The organism is Thalassoglobus polymorphus, assembly GCF_007744255.1.
Taxonomy (GTDB): Bacteria; Planctomycetota; Planctomycetia; order Planctomycetales; family Planctomycetaceae; genus Thalassoglobus; species Thalassoglobus polymorphus.
The window spans coordinates 6,298,797-6,317,994 of record NZ_CP036267.1; the positions used below are offsets into that span (position 1 = coordinate 6,298,797).

The following is a 19,198-nucleotide window of genomic DNA, read 5'->3' on the forward strand; positions in this document are numbered from 1 at the left end:
AAATCAAATGATCAATAGAAAATATCAAGCGTTCACTCGTGTGGAAACAATCATTGTTCTCGGAGTTGTCTTCCTGCTCCTCGCCACAGCTTTGCCAGCTGTCCAGCGTGCGCGTGAAGATTCTCGATCCGTCAAATGCAAGAACAACCTCAAATTGATGGGGCTTGCCATTCACAATTACCACGATGTGTATCAAATGTTCCCGCCGGGCTGGATCAGTAAACGAATGGAAGGGGAAGGGCATCCTTCGACCGGCTGGCAATCGATGATTCTCCCGTTCATCGACGAAGCGCCGTTGTACAATCGTCTCGATTTGACGGAGCCTGTCTATTCAACTCGCGATCAAACGCTCCTGAAAAAACCAATTGAGTACTACCGTTGCCCAATGGATTCGACTCCGAGTGAAAATCCCATTCGCGAAGAGTGGGGCACATCCAATTACGTCGGGAATTATGGTGCATTTCCAATTCCTCGTTGGTCTGCAAGTCAGACGAACACAGCCTTCTGGCCTGGAAACTCCACAGCTGTCCTTTCCAAACAGAACGAAAAGCTGTACGGCCTGTTCCGACTGAACCGTGGAACGCGAATTCGAGAGATCCTAGATGGAACTTCGAATACGTTTATGGTTGGGGAGAAAGACATCCAGGGTGGTGCTGCGATTTGGCCCGGACCGCGTTCGAATTATCACGAAAGCGACGTCGTCGGCGACGCCAGTTTTGCTTCTCCCTTGAACAAAAGTCAGTACGGATTTTCCAGCCGCCACGACGGGTTTGTTCAGTTCACATTGTGCGATGGAGCAGTGCGGGCAATCTCGCTGGATATCGACAGTCGGGAGTTTGAAACCCCCGAACAGATGGGGACTCTGCAAAAGCTGGCAGCAAAGGATGATCGTCAAAGGATTGAGTCTTTCTGAAATCGTCGCATCCAGCAATGCAATGCATAGGAACGCAAACTTGCGGAGGCAACAGGCCACTGCGATAGAAAGAATAGAATGAAAATCTGTCACGCCAGTTTAATTCTCTTTCTGATGTGCTTCGCCGATACAGGCGTTTCTCAAGAGGCAGTTCAGTTCCCGGGGCAAGCTGGGGACTGGCACGGATTTGCGAAGTACCAGGTTGATGTCGAGGGAAAAACGGCGACGGTCGTCGTGCCAAAGAAAGTCGCTCCGGGGCGACCGTGGGTTTGGCATGGAGAATTCTTCGGGCATAAACCGGCTCCGGATATTGAGCTGCTCAATCGTGGATTTCATCTCGTCTACCTGTCGATCCCAAATATGCTGGGGTCTCCGCCTGCTGTGAAGCATTGGGACAAGTGCTACGAAGTGATGACCGGCAAGTATCAGCTAGCTCCCAAAGTCGCTTTGGTTGGTCTGAGTCGGGGTGGGTTGTACTGCTACAACTGGGCCATTGCCAATCCAACAAAGGTTGCCTGTATTTATGGTGATGCCCCGGTCTGTGATTTCAAAAGCTGGCCGGGAGGCAAAGGAACCGGAAAAGGAAGTGAGCAAAATTGGAAGCTTGTTCTGGATTTGTGGAACTTCAAGAATGAAGAAGAAGCGCTGGCGTATCAAGGAAACCCGGTTGATCAACTCAGTCCGCTCGCGCAAGCGGGAGTTCCGCTGCTGCACGTTTTTGGGGATGCCGATGATGTTGTCCCGTGGGAAGAAAACAGTGGGTTGATTGCAGACAGGTATCGAAAACTTGGCGGTTCAATTCAGATGATCCGTAAGAAAGGGGTGAACCATCACCCGCATGGACTGGAAGATTCCACACCGATTGTGGAGTTCATTGAAAAGCACGCTGCCCCGCCCAAAGGGCAAGCCATCTTTCGAGAGAATGGTCTCGAAACATATCAACTGGAGTCAGAACATCAATCAGCTCCAACGAATCTCTATGTCTTGAAACCGTTGCGTGCTCAGAAAGAGAAGCCACTGAGAATCGTCTTTCTTCTCCCGGTTGAAGCGGGCGAAGGGAGTCAATGGGGAAGTCCGCTTGCCGAAGTTTACCAGCAGGGGCTACATGAGAAACATCAGGTCATTTTCGTGACAGTAACGTTCAGCGACCTTCCATGGTATGCCGATCACCCCGACGACCCAAAGCTTCAACAGGAACAGTACATTCTCGGATCGGTCTTGCCCTTCGTTCGCTGGAACGTTCCGGAAGGTCGTCATGACCGAGATGGCCGATTGTTGATTGGCTTTAGCAAATCGGGCTGGGGAGCATGGAGCTTGTTGTTACGTCACCCGGATAAGTTCGCCAAGGCCGCCGCCTGGGATGCTCCGCTGATGATGAGTGCTCCTGGAAAGTACGGCTCGATGCCGATCTTCGGAAGCGAAGAAAACTTCGAAGAGTATCAATTGTCAGCAATCCTGAAGCAGGCGGGTGAATCTCACTTCGCTGACAACCGGCTGATCCACGCAGGATACGACAATTTCCGCGAACATCATGAAGAGATGGACTCATTGCTTAAGAGTCTGGAGATCCCGGCAATTTACATCGATGGCCCGCAGAGAAAACATCACTGGCAAAGTGGGTGGTTTCCCGGATTGCTGGAAGAACTTCTGAAGTGAGTTCGACATGCTTACGCCGGACACATGAAGTGTCCGGCAATTCGGTGATCAACTATCTAGGAGTTGATGCATCCCTTCCGGCGATGGCAGCGTCAGGAGCGAGGATGAAGATTTCCACCCGGCGATTCTGTTGACGAGCACCATCGTTGGTGTTCGGGAGTTTCGGCTGAAATTTGCTGTAGCCAGCAAGGCCCATGCGTGGTTCAGCCAGCCCTGTTTTCGATAGTGATTTCACAACAGCTGTTGCACGGTGAGCAGACAAGTCCCAGTTAGTTTCATGTCGAGCCTTCGTCGCAGATTTCACGACAGGTTGGTCATCAGTATGACCAACAACGAGGATGTTAAACTGCTTGGCATCTCCGGAGTTCATGATTTGGGCGAACTCCTTGAGGATGCGGTGTCCACCCGGTTGAATCTGGTCGCTGCCTGTTGCGAAGAGCAAATCGCCGTTGAACTTGCTGACACCAGTTGCAGGGTCGAATTCAAATTCAGGATAGCGGCGTGCCAAGTCTTCGAAGCGTCTGTTTGCTGATCCGCTCAGTGGATTGTTCGGAGCAGGGAGCGTCGTGAGCAAGTGCTTCACTTGATCATTCAGCTTAGTCCGTTCCTGAGCGAGATTTTGTAATCGCTGGTTGGCGACAGCCAGACTTTGCTCAGCCTGCTGTTTCTCCAGAGCCAGTTGACTCGCCATCTCCTGGGATTGCGCAAGCTCACCGGAAAGTCTTTGGCGTGCATGATACATCTCATAAGTCCGCAGCTGAGCCTGACGCATTTGCCAGGCTGGTGCGTAACTATGGCAGCCAACAAGACTGAATAGACTGCATGCAAGGATGATGTTTCGAATGCCTTTTGACATCGAAGAATTCCTGGTTTGGAAGGAGGAAGGTTTGATTTGCCGGCCCAGCTCAAAATCGTTTCGAGTGGAGCAAATCAAAATGACGGAAAGGAAATCAGTGGGGAAATGGTGACAGGCGAATGCTGCCGTAGGGGAATTAGTTTTATGTCGAAAAACTTTTAAAGAGAACCCCTTTCCACTCAAGATTTGCCGAGGAATCGTCCTCACTTCAGGAAATCCCTGTGTCAGTTGTCTTCATTCAGTGCACATAAGTTGAATGAAGACAACGGTTTGCTGTGACATTCGAGTCGTTCGGGTTACGGCGATCCCTGTGGCCTGTAACACTTTCAACGTCCGGCAGCTTCAGCCGAAACTGCGCAAAAACTGCCGATCTCAGTCGTTGCGAGAGTGTTTTCTGATGCGTTCGGGCACGTTCAGCTGAGTCACGACTCTTTCTGTCGGCTGAACCGTCCCTGTTCAAGAAAATGCAGCGTCTCTTCGAACACCGATTTCCGAAAAATGACGATTCCATGTGGGCCGGGCAGAGTCGTGAAATCAGTTTCACTCGAAATGTGCGTACAACTCGCATCGATGAGATAATCCGGAGCCGAGGCAATGACGCCTGTCTCGACGGGCATCTGCTGAGACATTCGGTTCACGAAACTGTCTGGGGAATCGGCAAGTTCTTCGACAACGGGAAGAAAGGGTTTGCAAACTTTCCCCATTCGCCTGGCGACATGCGAGCCTTGATTCGGCGGCGTAATCAAGACGACACGCCGCAGCTTAGGGAAGTTTCGCTGCTGAAGAAGATACCGCGTCAGGATCGCTCCCAAGCTGTGGCCGACAATCGATAGTTCACAATCATCTGGCAACGCATCATGAAATTGCTGGCAGCGGAGAATCGTTTTTGCTGCGATTTGTTCGATCGATTGAAAGAAGCTGCGATATCCACAAATTAGAGTGCGATACCCCTGATTCCGAAACCGCCTCTGCAGGACCCACATCGCAGAGCTCGGATTCAAGAGACCGTGCAAAAGTATCACGGCTTTCGCTGGGTGATCGGAGGGGGCAAGTTGCTCTGTGGTCATCTCAAATCTGCCTCGGAAGAAGTGACATCAACCAGAGACTGTAGGCATCGCATCCAGAAGTTCCATTGTGCCTCATCGAAGTCGCGCCGAGCCGGGTGAACCGGCCCGGCGGAGCGATGTGATAGAACTGAACCTGAAACCTGAATTTGCTCTCTGAGAGACTGAGGGAAGAGAACATTCCCCAAGTTTCCGGTCTGGCTCTACTTTGCACGAGGATTCTTTTTGTAGTACAGACGACCATCTTCGGCTCCAACGAGCAGGTCGGGGATGCCGTTTTTGTCCCAGTCGACGGTGGTGGGGGATGTGGTATGTCCCGCGAGGCGGCGGGAATCCATCTTGCCCATGTCTTTGAACCAGACTGTTCCATCTTCGTCGGTGCGGACGTTCTTAAGGAAGTTGACGTTCTCGCTGTTCACGAGCAAATCTTTGCGACCGTCTCCGTCCCAGTCGACAAAGTGCAGTTTCCGGCGTCCACTCCCTCCGGCACGACTGGCATTCAGCCGCAGCAGTCCATCTTTCTTTTCACCAACAACGCGATGACGTCCATCGAATTCGCAATTTCCTTCCATCTTGAAGATCCGTTCCGGAGCTTTCAGGAACAGTTCATCCCCTTTTTTTGCTCGTTCGTAATAGGCGAGATATCCTTCGTGGTCGAGCATGACCAAATCGGTCAGGCCATCGTCGTTCCAGTCGACTGCAGTGGGGGTTGTTCGCCATTGTGTGGCGATTTGTCCATTCTCAGGTGTCCACCAGGTCCATTGCGGTTTTGGTGCGTCACCGTTCCACTGAGCTTTCACATCATGAGTGAAGAACGTGTGGTGATCGCCTTGTAGATGGACTCTCACTTTTCCCCAGATTCCATTTCCGATGATGTCCAGGCGTTGATCATTGTTCCAGTCAGCGACACTGATCGTCGAGTAGCCCCACTTCGCTTCGCATGGTCCTTGAATCGACCCTTTCGGTCCGGCTTGATATCTCAAGTCCTCAGTGATCGGGGTTCCGCCACTTTGGAACTTCGCTTCCTGGATCAGTTTGATCGGAGCAAACTTTGGCGTCTCTCCGCCGCCCAGGTTTTCAAAGTAGCCGATATGCCCGGCTGTGTTTCCGCAAATAATGTCTTCATCGCCATCGCCGTCCCAGTCAAACCCGACAGGCGTGATCAGGGCTCCGAACTTGACGTCGTGTGCGATTTGCTGGAAATATTGAGGGCGGCCAAAAAATGGTGTGAGAAGAGTTCTCCGTAAGTGGTCTTTTTGCTCTTCGGGTGGGAGTTTCTCGAAATCAGAGAACCGCTCGATGAATGCAACACGACCGTCTTCATCACCAGAGATGAGGTCGATGTCTCCATCGCCATCCCAGTCGACAGCGACGGGTGTAATCATTTGCAAGTCCATGTGGATACGATGCTGGGTCTCAATTTTCTTCGCATCTTTTTGTCTTGCACCCAGTACCACTCCCTCACTCAACTCAGGTTTTTCGCGTGTTCCGGTATTCTCGAACCACGTAAACCCGTCCATGAATTCTCCGCAGATCAAGTCGAGGTCTCCGTCGCCATCAAAGTCTGCGAAGTTCGGGCTGGGCATTCCGTAAACATCGACAGGTTTGCCACCTGCCTGGATCTGAACAGGCTTGGCCCATTTGGGTTTTGGACCGAGTGATTCCGGCCACGATTCTTTCTCAGGAACGGACTTCCAGACTGGTGTCTCCGAGGATGAAGTTGCGAGGTTTTCAACGAGGTAGACATATCCATGCAGCGGACCGTTCTTCCAGCCACCTTCTTCATCCCAGGCATCGTCCCAGCCGTAGTCGTCCCAAATTCCGATTCCGACAATCAGATCGAGGTCACCATCGTTTTCCCAGTCGACGAGTTTCCATTGATTAGCACGTGTTCTTTTGAACTCTAAGTCGAGCTTACTCGGGACGCCCAGGTTGACCGATTTTGAATATTGATTCTTCGGGAAGTCGAGATAGATTCGTCCCGGTGAAGAAACGATGGGTGTATCATTGAAGTAGCTGATCTGGACATTCGACATTTTATCAGCGATGCGGACTGCCGGTTTGAAGATCGGCGTGCTGTTCGCTGGCCCGGTTCCGGTCCCCGGATTCTCGAAGAAGTAAGTGCCGGAGTAAGGGTAGTCGGGGCAACTGACGACGAGATCGAGGTCACCATCGCCATCGTAGTCCATTGGCAACGGCCAGGCCCATAGGCCGACTCCGAGATCGACGATCAGGTCGGGATTGTTGTACTGGATCGGTTCCAGCTGATCTTCACTGAACACGGTTGCGGGAACAATGAACAGAAGAATCAGGAATAACGAAGTGCGTATGAAAGTCATCATGTCTCACTCGGTCGGGTGCGGAGGAAGAGTTCTCGAAAGATGCTACTGAGACATGACTGTAGCGAATTCCTCAACAGAAGTTAAAGAACGAGCGGTGAAGAACTTTTTGTAGGGGCTTTCGATGGACGCAGTTGAGCAAGCGGGCCATTTGGGGGCCAATGTTGTCGAGGGCACACCAGTTTCTTGTTGATATCGATTTGCTTTCAACGTGCTGGCAATCTTTCGGTTTCTCTCGGCGCTCTCTAAACTCCTGTGGCAAGTTGGAAGTCTGTTTGAATCAATCAGAAAGAATATCACTTGGCGGAATTCCTTGAGCTCAATGGCGTCGAAGTTGTCGATACGTTTGCCGAAGCGTTTCCGATGAAGGGGACGCGCGCCATTATCACAGCTGTGTCTCCACGTTGGGCGGGGATCGCAGCTGCGGAGATGTCGGGATATGCGACAAGTGTCATTGCGTGTGATGCGGAAGTTGCTGTGGAGCGGCAGCTCAGCCCGGACGAAACTCCGGACGGACGCCCAGGTGTTTCGGTGCTCGCTTTTGGGTTCGACCGGGATTCGCTGGCGAGTGCGGTTCAAGGTCGCGTCGGCCAGTGTGTACTCACCGCACCTACAACCGCGTGCTATAACGGAATTCAGGATTGTCCCAAAGAGAAACAGATTCAAGTCGGTGGTGCGATTCGCTTCTTTGGCGATGGTTTTCAATTCTCGAAGAAGCTCGGTTCACAGCGATTTTGGCGCATCCCGACAATGGATGGTGAGTTCCTTTGTGAGGATCGCTTCGGAACCGTTACTGGAGTTGGCGGCGGAAACTTGATTTTATGCGGAGACTCACAAGCGACCACCCTGCACGCAACGGAAGTTGCGGTTGAAGCAATCAGCAAGTGCCCCGATTCCATTCTCCCTTTTCCCGGCGGGATCGTCAGGTCGGGGAGTAAGGTCGGTTCGAAGTATAAGAAGTTGAGGGCAAGTACGAACGAAGTTTATTGTCCCACTCTTCGTCCACTTGCAGAAAGCGAACTCCCTGACGGCTGCAATGCCGTTTACGAAATCGTTATCGATGGCCTTTCCCCCGAGGCGGTTCAAAACGCGATGCGGGCGGGGTTACATTCTGCGTCGTCCTGTGAGGGCGTGTTGAGAATCACCGCTGGGAACTACGGCGGGAAACTCGGAAAGCATCATTTTTACCTTCGTGACTTATTGTAATGAGCATGTCTACTCTCGATTCTGAATCGACCTCAAACCAGCCATCGCGACTGATCGGCTGGTTTGCATTCTTTTTGCTATTCAGCTTTGTGGTGCTGATCACGGCGAAACTGCTTGGCTCGGGCGCACTCAAAAGCGCCAACGACCGCTCTCGCTGGTGTGCTGTCTATTCTCTTGTGGAAGAGAATACGTATCAGATTGACAAAATTCAGGCCCGGCCGGGATGGGGGACCATCGACATTGTGCGGCACAACGACCACTTCTATTCCACGAAGCCTCCGCTGCTTCCGAGGTTGGTTGCGGAGATTTATCGTGCTGTGAAAGCGGTCACCGGGATGAACTTGCTCGACAACACCGAAGCTGTCGCTCGTATTATCCTGATCATCATCAACATCATTCCAATGACCATTGCAATGTGGTTGATGTTCAAGCTGATACGCACCTATTGCGACAATCTCTTCTGGCAACTTTTCTTAATGACAGCCACCTGTTGGGGAACGCTGCTGGTTCCATTCTTGGCTGTCTTTAATAACCACACCATTGGAACGACGTTCATTATCTATTCGTTGTACTTGGCGATAACAATTGTTGCTCAGGAGAAAGAGAGTTGGTGGCGGTTTGGCTTGTGCGGGCTGTTTGCAGCCTTTGGAGTCTGCAATGAGCTCCCTGCGGCTGCGTACGGCTTGGGGCTGTTCTTTATTTTGTTGAAGAACAATCCGAAGAAAACGCTGCTCTGCTTTGTGCCACTGGCACTGGTTCCGATCGGTGGATTTTTCCTGACGAATTACCATGCGACCGGCGGGTGGAAACCGTTCTATATGTACTATGGAACTGAGAAGTATCTATTTGTCTTCGAAGGGAAACCGAGTTACTGGCTTGACCCTCAAGGCATTGATCAAGGGAAGGACTCTTTCCCGGTTTACTTGATGCATTGCCTCGTCGGACACCACGGCATCTTTTCACTATCACCGATTTATTTGCTGACCCTCGGAAGTTGGCTGACCTGCTTCCTGTGGTGGAAGTCGAAATTGCGTCCGTTTCACCTTTTAGGACTGGCGCTTACATTCATTGTCATTGCCTTCTATATGACGAAAACCGAGAACTACAACTATGGCGGGGTGAGCGTTGCCTTGCGGTGGACGCTGTGGCTGATCCCGTTTTGGCTGTTGGCGATGATTCCGTTCTTGAACCGGTGCGGAGGGACTTGGTTTCTAAAAGTTCCGGCGTTAGCGTTCTTGGCGGTCTCTCTTTTTTCTGCCTGGTATCCAGCGAACAGCCCTTGGACTCAACCCTGGTTATACAACGTGATGGAAGCCCGTGGTTGGATCGACTATTCGGTTCCCCGACCAAAGTTTGATCGCAAAGTCTATTCCTGGATTGGTGAGATCCCGGAAGGAGAGAAGCAGGACGACTACTGGGTTGAGCTTCAGACCGAAGCTTACAACGGAGAGACACAGATTATTCGTCTCCAGGATTCCGGCCCGGCCGAAGGTGGCAATCGACTCATTACTGTGACTCGTAATGGTGAAGAGAAAGAGTATCTGTTCTCTCGAAAATCTCTAGAAGCTGGATTGCCACCCGTCACGTTTATCCACAATCGGGATGGGTCGGAAATCTCGGAAGAAGATCAAACATTCTTTCGGGGAGTTCCGAAGCGGCGCCCATACGCCAGTTCCAGAATTCGTCATATCAAAACGAAAGTGCGGACAGATGCATTCAAGTCGCATGTTGGATATACGCATACTGATGTCGCAAACAGTGCCGGCGTGATGCACCGCTATCAACGCGATGTCTGGTTCAGCGACGAGGTCCCATTCGGTCTCTTTCAATTTGTAGATCGTGTTCTCGACACCAATGGGAAGGATGTTATCAGCCGACAAGTCTGGGAAATCCGGGCAGCAGGGAAATTTCTTCCTCGGAAGCAGGTAAAGTGAGACAAGTGAAAAATGAGATCCTGATTCAGCAGCACTGCGGGGCCTGAGCATGCTCGGTTCTGTAGCTGGTTCAGAAAAGAAAAAGCCCCGTACATTGACTCAATGTACGGGGCTGGTTTTAATCGGACGAGCGTGTGATCGACTAGAGCAGTTTGCTCTACCGTGTAGCCGTGAAGAACGCATTTCGCTAGTGAAAATGCTGTTCGCCACGAGGCAGAACCTGCAAACCAATTCGAAAAGATGCTCTAGCTTATTGGTTGATGATCACAGTTCCGCCGCTTGTGTTGTTAATGACAGGGGTATCCATGCCATTGTCAAAGATCATGTTGTTGAACACGTCCAACTCATTGATCTCAGCGTTGTCAGATGCGTTGATCGTAATGGCGTTGGTCATGTTTCCAGAGATGCTGTTGAAGGTGAAAGTACTGTCACGAACAATTGCATCACCACTGACATTCAGGCTGATTCCGTCGACAAGCGTGTCTCCTGCGATGGTGTCTGGAGAGTAGTTGATCTGTGTGATGGTGACAGTCGACTCGTCGAGTCCACTGACCATTTCCTGGAAGGTCCAGAAAGTGTTGTCGTTTATCGGATCAACAACAGTTGCGCTGTAGTCACCCCAGCGATTTCTACCAGAGCCATCAAAGGCTTCGTAAATATTCGTTCCGTTCTGTAGGACCACAGGAGCGTCGAAGGTCATCTGTCCGTTCTGGGTCTCTCCATAGACAGCTGCTGTGCTGGCAAATTGCCCCGGACCGGTGAGCGTCATTCCGATCACAGCTTTTCCATCTTCATTGATTGCAATAGATGGGTAGAGCATATCGAGACTTGGGTCTTCGAGCGTTCCAGATTGCAACACGGTTTGCGTTGCTTCATCAATTTGATACCAGCGAACGCCATCTGTTCCGCTGTCAGTGAGCGTTCCGTGAACACCCCAAATCGTTCCATCAACTTTGACCACATTCCCGGTGATACGTGAATCGTCGTAGTTGAGGGGGGCTGCATCAAACGGCTGGTTGCCCCCTTGTGGAGATTGGTAGTTGTCAACAAAGATCTCAGTTGTTCCTAGAAGCTGTGCACTGTTGGTTCCTGTGTCAGACAATTCTGTCAGGTAGAGTCTGTTTCCAGCTCCTCCGTTTGTCGCCAGGAACGAAGCTTTTCCGTTTGAAGCTCCGAAGTCCACAACCGGCTGAAGAGTAAATCCGAATTCGCTGGCGTCCAGATTTTCAAAGCGTGAAATGTTGGACGCATCGGGAACAGCGGCGATCAAGTCGGCTTTCGGGATCGAATAGATCGAAACATCTGCGAAGCCGCCAATGAAGTTGTTCGTTGTGATGTAGAGTCCGTCTGCATCGACTGCGAGTGTGTCGTAGTCGTTGAAGCGAATGTTTCCAAGGGTGTCACCCAGAAAGCTGACAGACTGGAATCCGTCGGTAGGGTCTTCGGTATTCGATACTGCAACATAAATCGTGTTTGGGTTTCCACCATCAATGGCAGTTACGAACCATCGATTTGAATCCGGATCGTAAATAATACGTGGGTCAAACTGTGAATTCGGTGGAGCACCTGCGAGCGCCCAGAACTGGTCAGGAGTCAGGCTGAGCAAGAGTGCTCCTGTCGTTTTGTCGAACAATGCGTATTCATTGTTCGTGACTTCAACAATATGATTGATTCCGACTGCACCCATTGTGTCTGGTGGAATCCGATCCCCAGGTTCTAATACATCTCCGAAGATTTCCAGACCCTTGGTGAAGCCTGCAATGCGACCGTCTCCATCGATGATGTTCTCATCCACATGAAGTTCAAAGTCTGCAGTTCCGGACAGGTCGATTCGAAGGTTCGTATCTTGGTTACTGACAAGGTCGTTGTTGTTCAGGTTAATGACATTGGTGGTGTCCGAGCTGTCCGAACTGATGTGCAACCCGTAGACATTGTTTGCTCCGAGAGTGTTATCAGAGGCGGTGATGTTCCAGTCGCTGCCGTTGGTTAATTCGATGACCACTCCGTTTTCATTGTTCAATGAAGTGACATTCAGAATGTTTGCATCAGCCACGTCGGAGTTGTCTGCGAAGATGTTCAGGCCGTTAAATCCTGCTCCATTGTCGCTGAGATCGACGCCATCGATATTCAGACCTGTCAGGTTTGTATCCATAAGTTGAATGTTGACTCCGTGACCGGCGTTTCCAGTGAGAGCAGTTGTCCCATCTCCAAGGACTTCGATTCCTCCGGTGACAACGTCCTGCATCTGGATTCGTACTCCATCGCGTCCGCTTCCAGTGACTTCACCAGAAGTCGAGATCACTGCAAAGCTAGCTCTGTTGATGTCTACGTGGATTCCATCTGTACCCAAGACTTGGCCATTGTCCTGGAACACGTTCTCGCCTTCCCCGAGGAGGACGATTTCATCAATGTCTGTCCCAGAAACATCAACCCCACTTCCGTCGTTCATTGACGCAGTGACTGGTCCAATTCCACCAGATCCAAAGCTTGCAAGGAGTGAGCCGTTGTCGTTCGCTTTGAACTCAAAACCGTGTAAGGAGTTCGAGTTCGAGTCGACAGCATCAGCTAGGATGACAACTTCGGAATTCAAGTCTTCCGATGAAGCTTTGACTCCGCTGAACATTCCAGAGGTTCCGTTCGATGAGAAGTCCGAGTTGATCAGGTCGGCACCAACAAGGGCACCCCCTCTTCCAACGACATTCAATCCTTCTTCACCGTTCATGGTTGAGGTCAGATTATCAGCTGTCAGGATAGCTGGGATTCCGGGACCAGAAGCGTCAAACTGGACACCTTTTGTCCCGTTCTGGCTGGTGGAGACAGTGTTCAGGTTGAGGAAAAGTCCTGCGTTGTTCATTCCGAATGGCATTGAAGCATCAATACCGGCTCCGGCGTTGCTGTCGATCGTCGTGTTGGCAATCGAAGCATCGACAACAGTATCAACTCCCGATGCCTCGATAGTGACACCGGTGGCTGCTCCGTCAGAAATTGACCCACCGTCCCAAGTCGTGGTGACTTGAGCACCGGTCGAGGCTCGCCAGACAACGTTTCCGTCAGCAGCCATGTTGTCAGCAGTGACATTCGTGAATGTCAGGTTGACATCCGAATTCTTTGTGGCATCAAGCTGAATCGCGTTGCTTCCGCTATCGCTGAAGTTTCCATTTGTGAATGTACCGGTCAAGCTCGATTGATCAGTGACTTTCAGGTTCAAGCCATCATTTGTAGCTCCGGTTGCATCGAAGCCGGGATTGACCAATGTTCCGAAGTCGAGCGTCGCATTTGATCCACTTTCAACGACACCGGCAATGGCATTGTTCATGCTTCCGGTGAGGTCGACATCGATGAACGTCGCATTGAGTGTTCCGCCGTTTGAAGCGAGGAACTCGTATCCATTGTCGGTTGCGTTAATGAGGCTGGTTGGGTCGACGAAAACATCAAGAACAGTCATCGCACCAAGTGCATCAGTTTGAATGTTGTCGTCACCATTCATTTCGAGAGTGCTGTCGATGACATTCAAGTTGTAATCAGAACCGGCGGATGCAATGGCCTGTAGACCATCGATTCCGTTTCCACTTGAGTTCAATGTTGTGAACGTTGTTGTTCCTGTGGCGTTGACCAGATTTTGCATGACACCGTTTCCAGCGTTGCCATCAGTGGTCACATTGTCTGCTGTTCCTGTCAGGTCGGCACTGTCTGCATGAAGTCCAAGAGCCTGTGTCGTGGTGTTTGCCACGGTGACATTGTCGATGTCAAAGGCGATGTTGGCTCCGTTCGCCTCAACAACAACTCCATTTGCTCCCTGGTTGACCATGACTGCGTCGATCACGAGATCGAGTGGATCGCCAGTGGTGTTTGTGACACGAATTCCGGTTCCGCCATCAGCGAGATCGAAATCGATGTCTGCCAGAATTCCAACACCACTTGCGTTAGCGATGTTGATTCCGTTTGTCATTTCGTCTGAATGAATTCGATCAATCAGGAAGCTGTCAATGTCGGTTCCGACGATGCCATCAGTCCCGGCGAGGTTGAATGAACTGACGATGTTCCCGTTTGCCAGTGTGACAATGGGCATCCCGGCATCAGCTGCTCGCAAGGTCGGTGAGAGACCACTCGTTTGATCGAATGTGTCAGGAAGTTGAATGACACCCAGGCGATCGGTATCTACAAACTGTGCGAAGCCTTCACCTAAGAGTTGTTGGCCATCCAGTAGCGTGATGTTTCCGAGTGTGTCACCCGCACCGAATCGAACGAGGAACAGGTCGGCATCAGGATCGGATCCCGGCAAGTCGCCTCGTGGATCTTCAAATGTTCCCGTGCCACCTGGGTTGGTGTTGTCGATGTGGATGATGTGAATTGGATCCATTGTCCCAGGCTTGTTGAGAGCAACTGGGATATCTTCCAGTTCGACGCTGGTTTGAATCGGCCATGTTCGTCGAACCTGATCGTAGCGTCGATCAGCTGTGAAGCCTGACTGAAAGCGAGTTGGCATGGTCCCGCGGAAGCGAACTTCAACGCCGAGGTTCAAGTTGGTTCCGAATTTGTCATCATTGCTCACGATAAAGTTGAGGTTCACACCTTCCATGAAGCGTGCCTCAGTCCGTGAGCGAACCCCTGTTGTTGTGTCATCATCAAAGAGAAGTTGATACACACCCAAATAGGTTCGTAGCCAGTTCTCTGCGAGTGGAACTGGTCCGCCTCCTTCAAGGTCCCAACCGTAGTAAGCCCGTTCAAAGGCTCCGACTCCGGCAGTGACCAGGTGGTTTTCAAGAAATGAAACATCAGTACCGGGGTCCACAACGCGAACGAAGTTTTCGCGTTTGTCGATCGGGAAGTATCCATTGGAGCGGATATCAAAAATAGGGTGCAGATATTCAAAACCAGTGGTGATCTGTCGGTATCGGAATTCGTTGGTCGAATCAAAATCATCGTACCAGCCATGAACACCGAGAATTCCACCACCAACCTGGCGACGATATCCACCCCCGACGTTGTAACCGAGGCGACCATGATCGGTGATCATTGAATGAACTTCACCGAAGAGATGTTGATCGAAATTTTCCCACAATCGTGTACGAACACCAATTCGCGAGAAACCGTCAGCGTGACCGACTCCATCCCCCACAACTTTGTTGAACAGGATGTAGTTTCCACCATCTTGAGATAAGAAGGCAGAGCCGCTGACGTCGTCTAGGTAGACAAGCCCATCGGCGTTGTTCATCACAACCGGATCCTGACTAGAACTGACTTTCGCCAATCCAAGCGATACCAGACCAAGGCAGAGCAGGCCGACCCTTCGAGTCCAATTCATGAGTCTCTCCAACAGCCACTCGCAAGTGGGTTCTTCAGTCAATCTAAGTATGCGACACCACTGCCAAATCATGGCGATGATTGCACCCCCTTACACAATTCTCCGGTCCCATTCCGTCTTGACACTTCCGACGGACACAGCGCGGAGTCTGTGCATTCTTTTGAATCTTCGGCGTATTCGTATCGTGCGGTTGAGGGAAACTGTGACGGTTCGCCTGAAAGGTGCGGTGAAACCGTTCGAAGCGATTGTTTCGGCAGAGGTTGAGTCAACCTGCCTTGCGCAAACTCCCTGGATTCGCGAGTTTCGAGATCGCAGAAGAGCAGTTTTTCAGCAGAAATTGCCGCTCGGGATGCGAAGATCAGATAATTGAGATTTCAGACTTCAGAAACGGATTCAAAGACAACCGGCGTGAGATGGCTTGGAGTTTGAATCAAAGAAAGTGCGAATCTACCAGAACTTACGGTCGACGATCACATCATTCGAATTGGTTTGCAGTTTCTGCCTCGTGGTGAACAGCATTTCACCAGAGGAATGCGTTCTTCACGGGCACACGGGAGAGCAAACTGTTCTAGAACTGATCCTGAAACTTGAAATTGCTCTCTCAGTCGTTGAGGAAAGCGACCATTCCAGTAGCTTTCGGACTGGTTCTAGTTCGAGCAATTTTACGATTGGTCTGCAACCAGTCCGACAACTTGGGGAATGGTTGCAGCTTTCAAAGTTTGAGGGCAAATCCAGAATCCAGAGTTCGGGGGCAAGGCGGTTCTACATCTCTTGAAGTTCACACCAGCGGTCTTCAGCCTCGGTGAGTTCTTCCTGCACTGAGGTCAGTTCAGTGTGAACTTTCATTGCTTCCTCGGGGTCTGGAGTGTTGGCGAGCTTTTCGCTGAGTTCCTTCTTTTTGTCATCCAGACGGGCAATTGATTTCTCCAGTTTGGAGATCTCTTTTTGCAAGCGCCGCTCTTCTTTCCAGTCGCTTTGCGATTTCTTTTCTGGCTGAGCGGTCAGCGTTTGCGGAGCTGTTTTGCTTTTTGCGTTTCGCTCTCGTTCTCCTTCATCGATCTCTTTATTGACGGAGTAGAGGTACGCTCCGTAGTCGCCACCGTAGTTGCGGACATGTCCGTCGCGGACCTCGATCACTGAGGTTGCCAACGATTGCATGAAGTGTCGATCGTGACTCGTAAAGATGACCGTCCCTTCATACTTTTTCAGTGCTTCGGTTAACGACTCAATTGTTTCGACATCGAGATGGTTCCCCGGTTCATCGAGAATCAGGACGTTGTAGGTTCCGAGCAAAATACCCGCCATGCAAAGCCGAGCCCGTTCGCCCCCAGAGAGAACGGAGATTTTCTTTTTCGTGTGCCCGCCGCGAAAGAGCATCGACCCGGCTGCAGCCAAAATTTCCTGCGTTGTCGTGCCTGGTTTGGCTTGGTAATCGAGGTAGTCAAGGACTGTCTGGTCTGGAGGGAGAGTGCTGTAAACGTGTTGGGCGTAAACTCCGATTTCGCAACCGAAGCCCCATTTGACTGTCCCTTTAATCGGTTCCAGAGAATCGACCAGCGACCGTAGCAGGGTCGTTTTTCCCTGTCCGTTATCTCCCACGATAGCGGCTCGCTCACCATGTTCGATTTCGAGATTGATATCGCTGGCGACGATATGATCCGGATAGCCAATCGCGACGTGCTCACAACGCACGGCTGGTCCCTGTCGAGGTTCGACACGGGGGCAACGGATGTTTGCGATTGCTTCATCCGCTTCGATCTCAATCGTTTGCAGCCGTTCGAGCTGTTTACTTTTTGATTTTGCCTGACTCGCTGTGCTGGCGTTGGCTCGGTTCTTATCGATGAAGCGTTTGAGCTGCTTCTGCTTCGCTTCCACTGCGGCATTGATCCGTTCGTCGTGTTCGCGACGTTCCTCACGATACTCCAGAAAATCCTCAATGGGACCGGGGTACATCGTCAGCTTGCCGCGCGAGAGTTCCAGAGTGTGCGTGCAGGTTTGTTCTAGAAACGATCGATCGTGAGAGACAATCAGGCAGGCTTGATTGAAGTTCCGTAAGAAGTGTTCCAAGAGGATTTGCGTACGCAGATCGAGGAAGTTTGTCGGTTCGTCGAGCAACAGAAGGTTTGGCTCGTGGAGCAGCAGAGAGGCGAGTTTTACGCGAGTTTGCCAACCTCCAGAGAGTGCCGAGATCGGCCCTTCCAGATATGCCCCTTTCAACTCAAATTGACCCGCGACCGCTCCACATTTCCAGTCCGGCTGGTTGGAATCCCGCATCAGGAAATCTAGCGCCGATTCCCCCGGCAGGAACGGATCGTGTTGCCTCAAATAGCCAACGTTCAAATTCGGACTCTGAACGAGTTCACCGCTATCGAGTTCTTCAGTTCCCAGCAAAACACGTAGAAGTGTCGATTTGCCTGCTCCATTTCTGCCGACGAAACCAACCTTGACATTCTCGTACAGGGTCACGTCAGCATCGTCCAGTAGCAACTGGTCACCGTAACTTTTTTCCCCTTTAATTAATTGCAGTAAAACAGACATGCTTCAGCCGTGAGAGATTATGTTGTGGTTCTTTTTTCATGAACAGAGCGATGTGTCTTGTGAGACTTGGAGTGACACATCGCAACAGTCAATCCGCATGCTCTCTGGCACGCTCGCCGGTTGACGGTCACCTGTTAAATCAGGTTGGATGAACCAGTAGTCTATCAATTGATCAGCGTTTGGGAATGACAGATTCCAGAGAAGGCATTCATGTTTTTCGCGGTCGTGAAGAACGTCTTTCGCTAGGAAAAAGACTGAGTAAAACGAGTGGGGATGGCGTTACTCTTTCCACGAATGCTGTTGAGCAATTCTAAAATTAATTTTTACTATTCGTGTCGTTCTGAACCATTCCTGCACTGGTTGGCACTGAGAGCCCTCTGAGTTTTCAGGCTCCTGTTTTATTGGATTTTACGTAGCGAAACGCCTCCGTACCCAGAGAGGCTTTGTTCTGCCGAGGAAGTGCTGACTGGCTTGTCGTGCTGCGATTGATGATCTCAAAAAGGACCAGGGGGATGATCCAGTTGATCCAGGCGGGCAGGGCATTGGTCCACTCACTTTCTACGCCACTGGTCAGCAATGCGCCACCAACGACACGTGTGACAACTGCGGAGCAGAGCAGGACATAACAACGCTTCATCCAGAGTCGATGCAAATGGAAATCCCGATTCACAGCGAACCACCATCCGAGAGCTGCGCTCAGGCCAGTAACCACTGAGAGTGTCGCAAATCCGAGTTTCACAGGGAAGTCGGATTGGGCGTAAAAGGCCATCCAGAAACCGCTGGGAACCAGAAACAGGAGGATCAAAGCGACTTGAGCTTTTCCGATCCGCGAGTGCCAACGTCGAAACCGTATGCGAAACCGGTCACTCAGTAGAATCATCCCGAAAATTAAAGTGAATGGGCCTGTCAGAATGTGGGTATAGAACGCCCACTGATAACTTCCATAAAATTCTGGCTTTCGTCCGATCAGAAAATCGGCGGAAAAATTTGGCGGAAAGTAATCGACGTAGATCGCCACGATTTTGAAAGTCACAACCAGGATGAGCAGACAGACCATTCCTTGCAGGCATTTCAGTAACGGAGATCGTTCAAGAGACATCATCTGTCGTGCTCATGAATATCGAGCGTTTCGGGTCACTGAGTTCAAAACGGGCAGGACAATCTTGATACGTCGAGAATAGTGTGGATCTCAGGGGGAAATTTACAGAAGTCAGAGCAATTTCGAGAAAATGATCGACGAAATTCTTGCAAATGCCTTCTCGCTGCTCGCTGAGGCTTCGGACTTGCGAGGTCTGCGAAGTCATTTCACAGTTTCGCAGAGTTGTATTTCGGTCTCGAATCTTTACAGGAAAGGGGGCTGACAGGCTGAGGATCGGGTGAAGGCACC

10 protein-coding genes are annotated in these 19,198 nt (G+C 51.0%); 4 read left to right on the top strand and 6 right to left on the bottom strand.

From position 1 onward, the window contains the following. The first annotated feature begins 7 nt into the window (after window positions 1–7). Complete coding sequence (locus Mal48_RS22835) at window positions 8–913, top strand: DUF1559 family PulG-like putative transporter (RefSeq protein ID WP_145205454.1); 906 nt, start codon at window positions 8–10, stop codon at window positions 911–913. 78 nt (window positions 914–991) lie between these two features. Then, window positions 992–2,569 carry an alpha/beta hydrolase family protein gene (locus Mal48_RS23445; protein ID WP_197441923.1) on the top strand — a complete coding sequence of 526 codons (1,578 nt, stop codon included), beginning with the start codon at window positions 992–994 and terminating at the stop codon, window positions 2,567–2,569. 52 nt (window positions 2,570–2,621) lie between these two features. Here Mal48_RS23445 and Mal48_RS22845 read toward each other — a convergent pair whose 3' ends face one another. The 3 genes from Mal48_RS22845 to Mal48_RS22855 all read right to left on the bottom strand — a co-directional run bounded on the left by Mal48_RS22845 (window position 2,622) and on the right by Mal48_RS22855 (window position 6,831). Next, a complete protein-coding gene (locus Mal48_RS22845) occupies window positions 2,622–3,425 on the bottom strand; it encodes an OmpA/MotB family protein (RefSeq protein WP_145205457.1) in 804 nt (267 codons plus the stop codon). 422 nt (window positions 3,426–3,847) lie between these two features. Then, complete coding sequence (locus Mal48_RS22850) at window positions 3,848–4,492, bottom strand: esterase/lipase family protein (protein ID WP_145205460.1); 645 nt, start codon at window positions 4,490–4,492, stop codon at window positions 3,848–3,850. A gap of 200 nt (window positions 4,493–4,692) precedes the next feature. Next, window positions 4,693–6,831, bottom strand: a complete 2,139-nt coding sequence (locus Mal48_RS22855) for an FG-GAP repeat domain-containing protein (protein ID WP_145205463.1) — start codon at window positions 6,829–6,831, stop codon at window positions 4,693–4,695. Between the two features lie 297 nt (window positions 6,832–7,128). On the opposite strand from Mal48_RS22855, the gene fhcD reads away from it, so the two are divergent. Continuing rightward, on the top strand, window positions 7,129–8,034 hold the full coding sequence (fhcD, locus tag Mal48_RS22860) for a formylmethanofuran--tetrahydromethanopterin N-formyltransferase (RefSeq protein WP_145205466.1): 906 nt from the start codon (window positions 7,129–7,131) through the stop codon (window positions 8,032–8,034). A 5-nt stretch (window positions 8,035–8,039) separates the two neighbouring features. After that, window positions 8,040–9,968: a type 1 periplasmic-binding domain-containing protein gene (locus Mal48_RS22865; protein ID WP_145205470.1), complete on the top strand. Its 1,929-nt coding sequence runs from the start codon at window positions 8,040–8,042 to the stop codon at window positions 9,966–9,968. A 250-nt stretch (window positions 9,969–10,218) separates the two neighbouring features. On the opposite strand, the gene Mal48_RS22870 is transcribed toward Mal48_RS22865, so the two are convergent. From Mal48_RS22870 to Mal48_RS22880, 3 genes are all read right to left on the bottom strand, one after another. Then, window positions 10,219–15,273, bottom strand: coding sequence for an inverse autotransporter beta domain-containing protein (locus Mal48_RS22870; protein ID WP_197441924.1), 5,055 nt, complete (start codon window positions 15,271–15,273; stop codon window positions 10,219–10,221). Between the two features lie 762 nt (window positions 15,274–16,035). Continuing rightward, on the bottom strand, window positions 16,036–17,811 hold the full coding sequence (locus tag Mal48_RS22875) for an ABC-F family ATP-binding cassette domain-containing protein (RefSeq protein WP_145205476.1): 1,776 nt from the start codon (window positions 17,809–17,811) through the stop codon (window positions 16,036–16,038). Window positions 17,812–18,196: 385 nt separating this feature from the next. Further along, window positions 18,197–18,913 carry a DUF2306 domain-containing protein gene (locus Mal48_RS22880; protein ID WP_145205479.1) on the bottom strand — a complete coding sequence of 239 codons (717 nt, stop codon included), beginning with the start codon at window positions 18,911–18,913 and terminating at the stop codon, window positions 18,197–18,199. Window positions 18,914–19,198: the final 285 nt, after the last annotated feature.

What these genes read in the sequence shown, in the direction of transcription:
- Mal48_RS23445 (WP_197441923.1), top strand. Translation starts at nt 992, where the DNA reads ATGAAAATCTGTCACGCCAGTTTAATTCTCTTTCTGATGTGCTTCGCC.
- Mal48_RS22875 (WP_145205476.1), bottom strand. Translation starts at nt 17,811, where the DNA reads ATGTCTGTTTTACTGCAATTAATTAAAGGGGAAAAAAGTTACGGTGAC.
- Mal48_RS22865 (WP_145205470.1), top strand. Translation starts at nt 8,040, where the DNA reads ATGTCTACTCTCGATTCTGAATCGACCTCAAACCAGCCATCGCGACTG.
- Mal48_RS22845 (WP_145205457.1), bottom strand. Translation starts at nt 3,425, where the DNA reads ATGTCAAAAGGCATTCGAAACATCATCCTTGCATGCAGTCTATTCAGT.
- Mal48_RS22880 (WP_145205479.1), bottom strand. Translation starts at nt 18,913, where the DNA reads ATGATGTCTCTTGAACGATCTCCGTTACTGAAATGCCTGCAAGGAATG.
- Mal48_RS22835 (WP_145205454.1), top strand. Translation starts at nt 8, where the DNA reads ATGATCAATAGAAAATATCAAGCGTTCACTCGTGTGGAAACAATCATT.
- Mal48_RS22850 (WP_145205460.1), bottom strand. Translation starts at nt 4,492, where the DNA reads ATGACCACAGAGCAACTTGCCCCCTCCGATCACCCAGCGAAAGCCGTG.
- Mal48_RS22870 (WP_197441924.1), bottom strand. Translation starts at nt 15,273, where the DNA reads ATGAATTGGACTCGAAGGGTCGGCCTGCTCTGCCTTGGTCTGGTATCG.
- Mal48_RS22855 (WP_145205463.1), bottom strand. Translation starts at nt 6,831, where the DNA reads ATGATGACTTTCATACGCACTTCGTTATTCCTGATTCTTCTGTTCATT.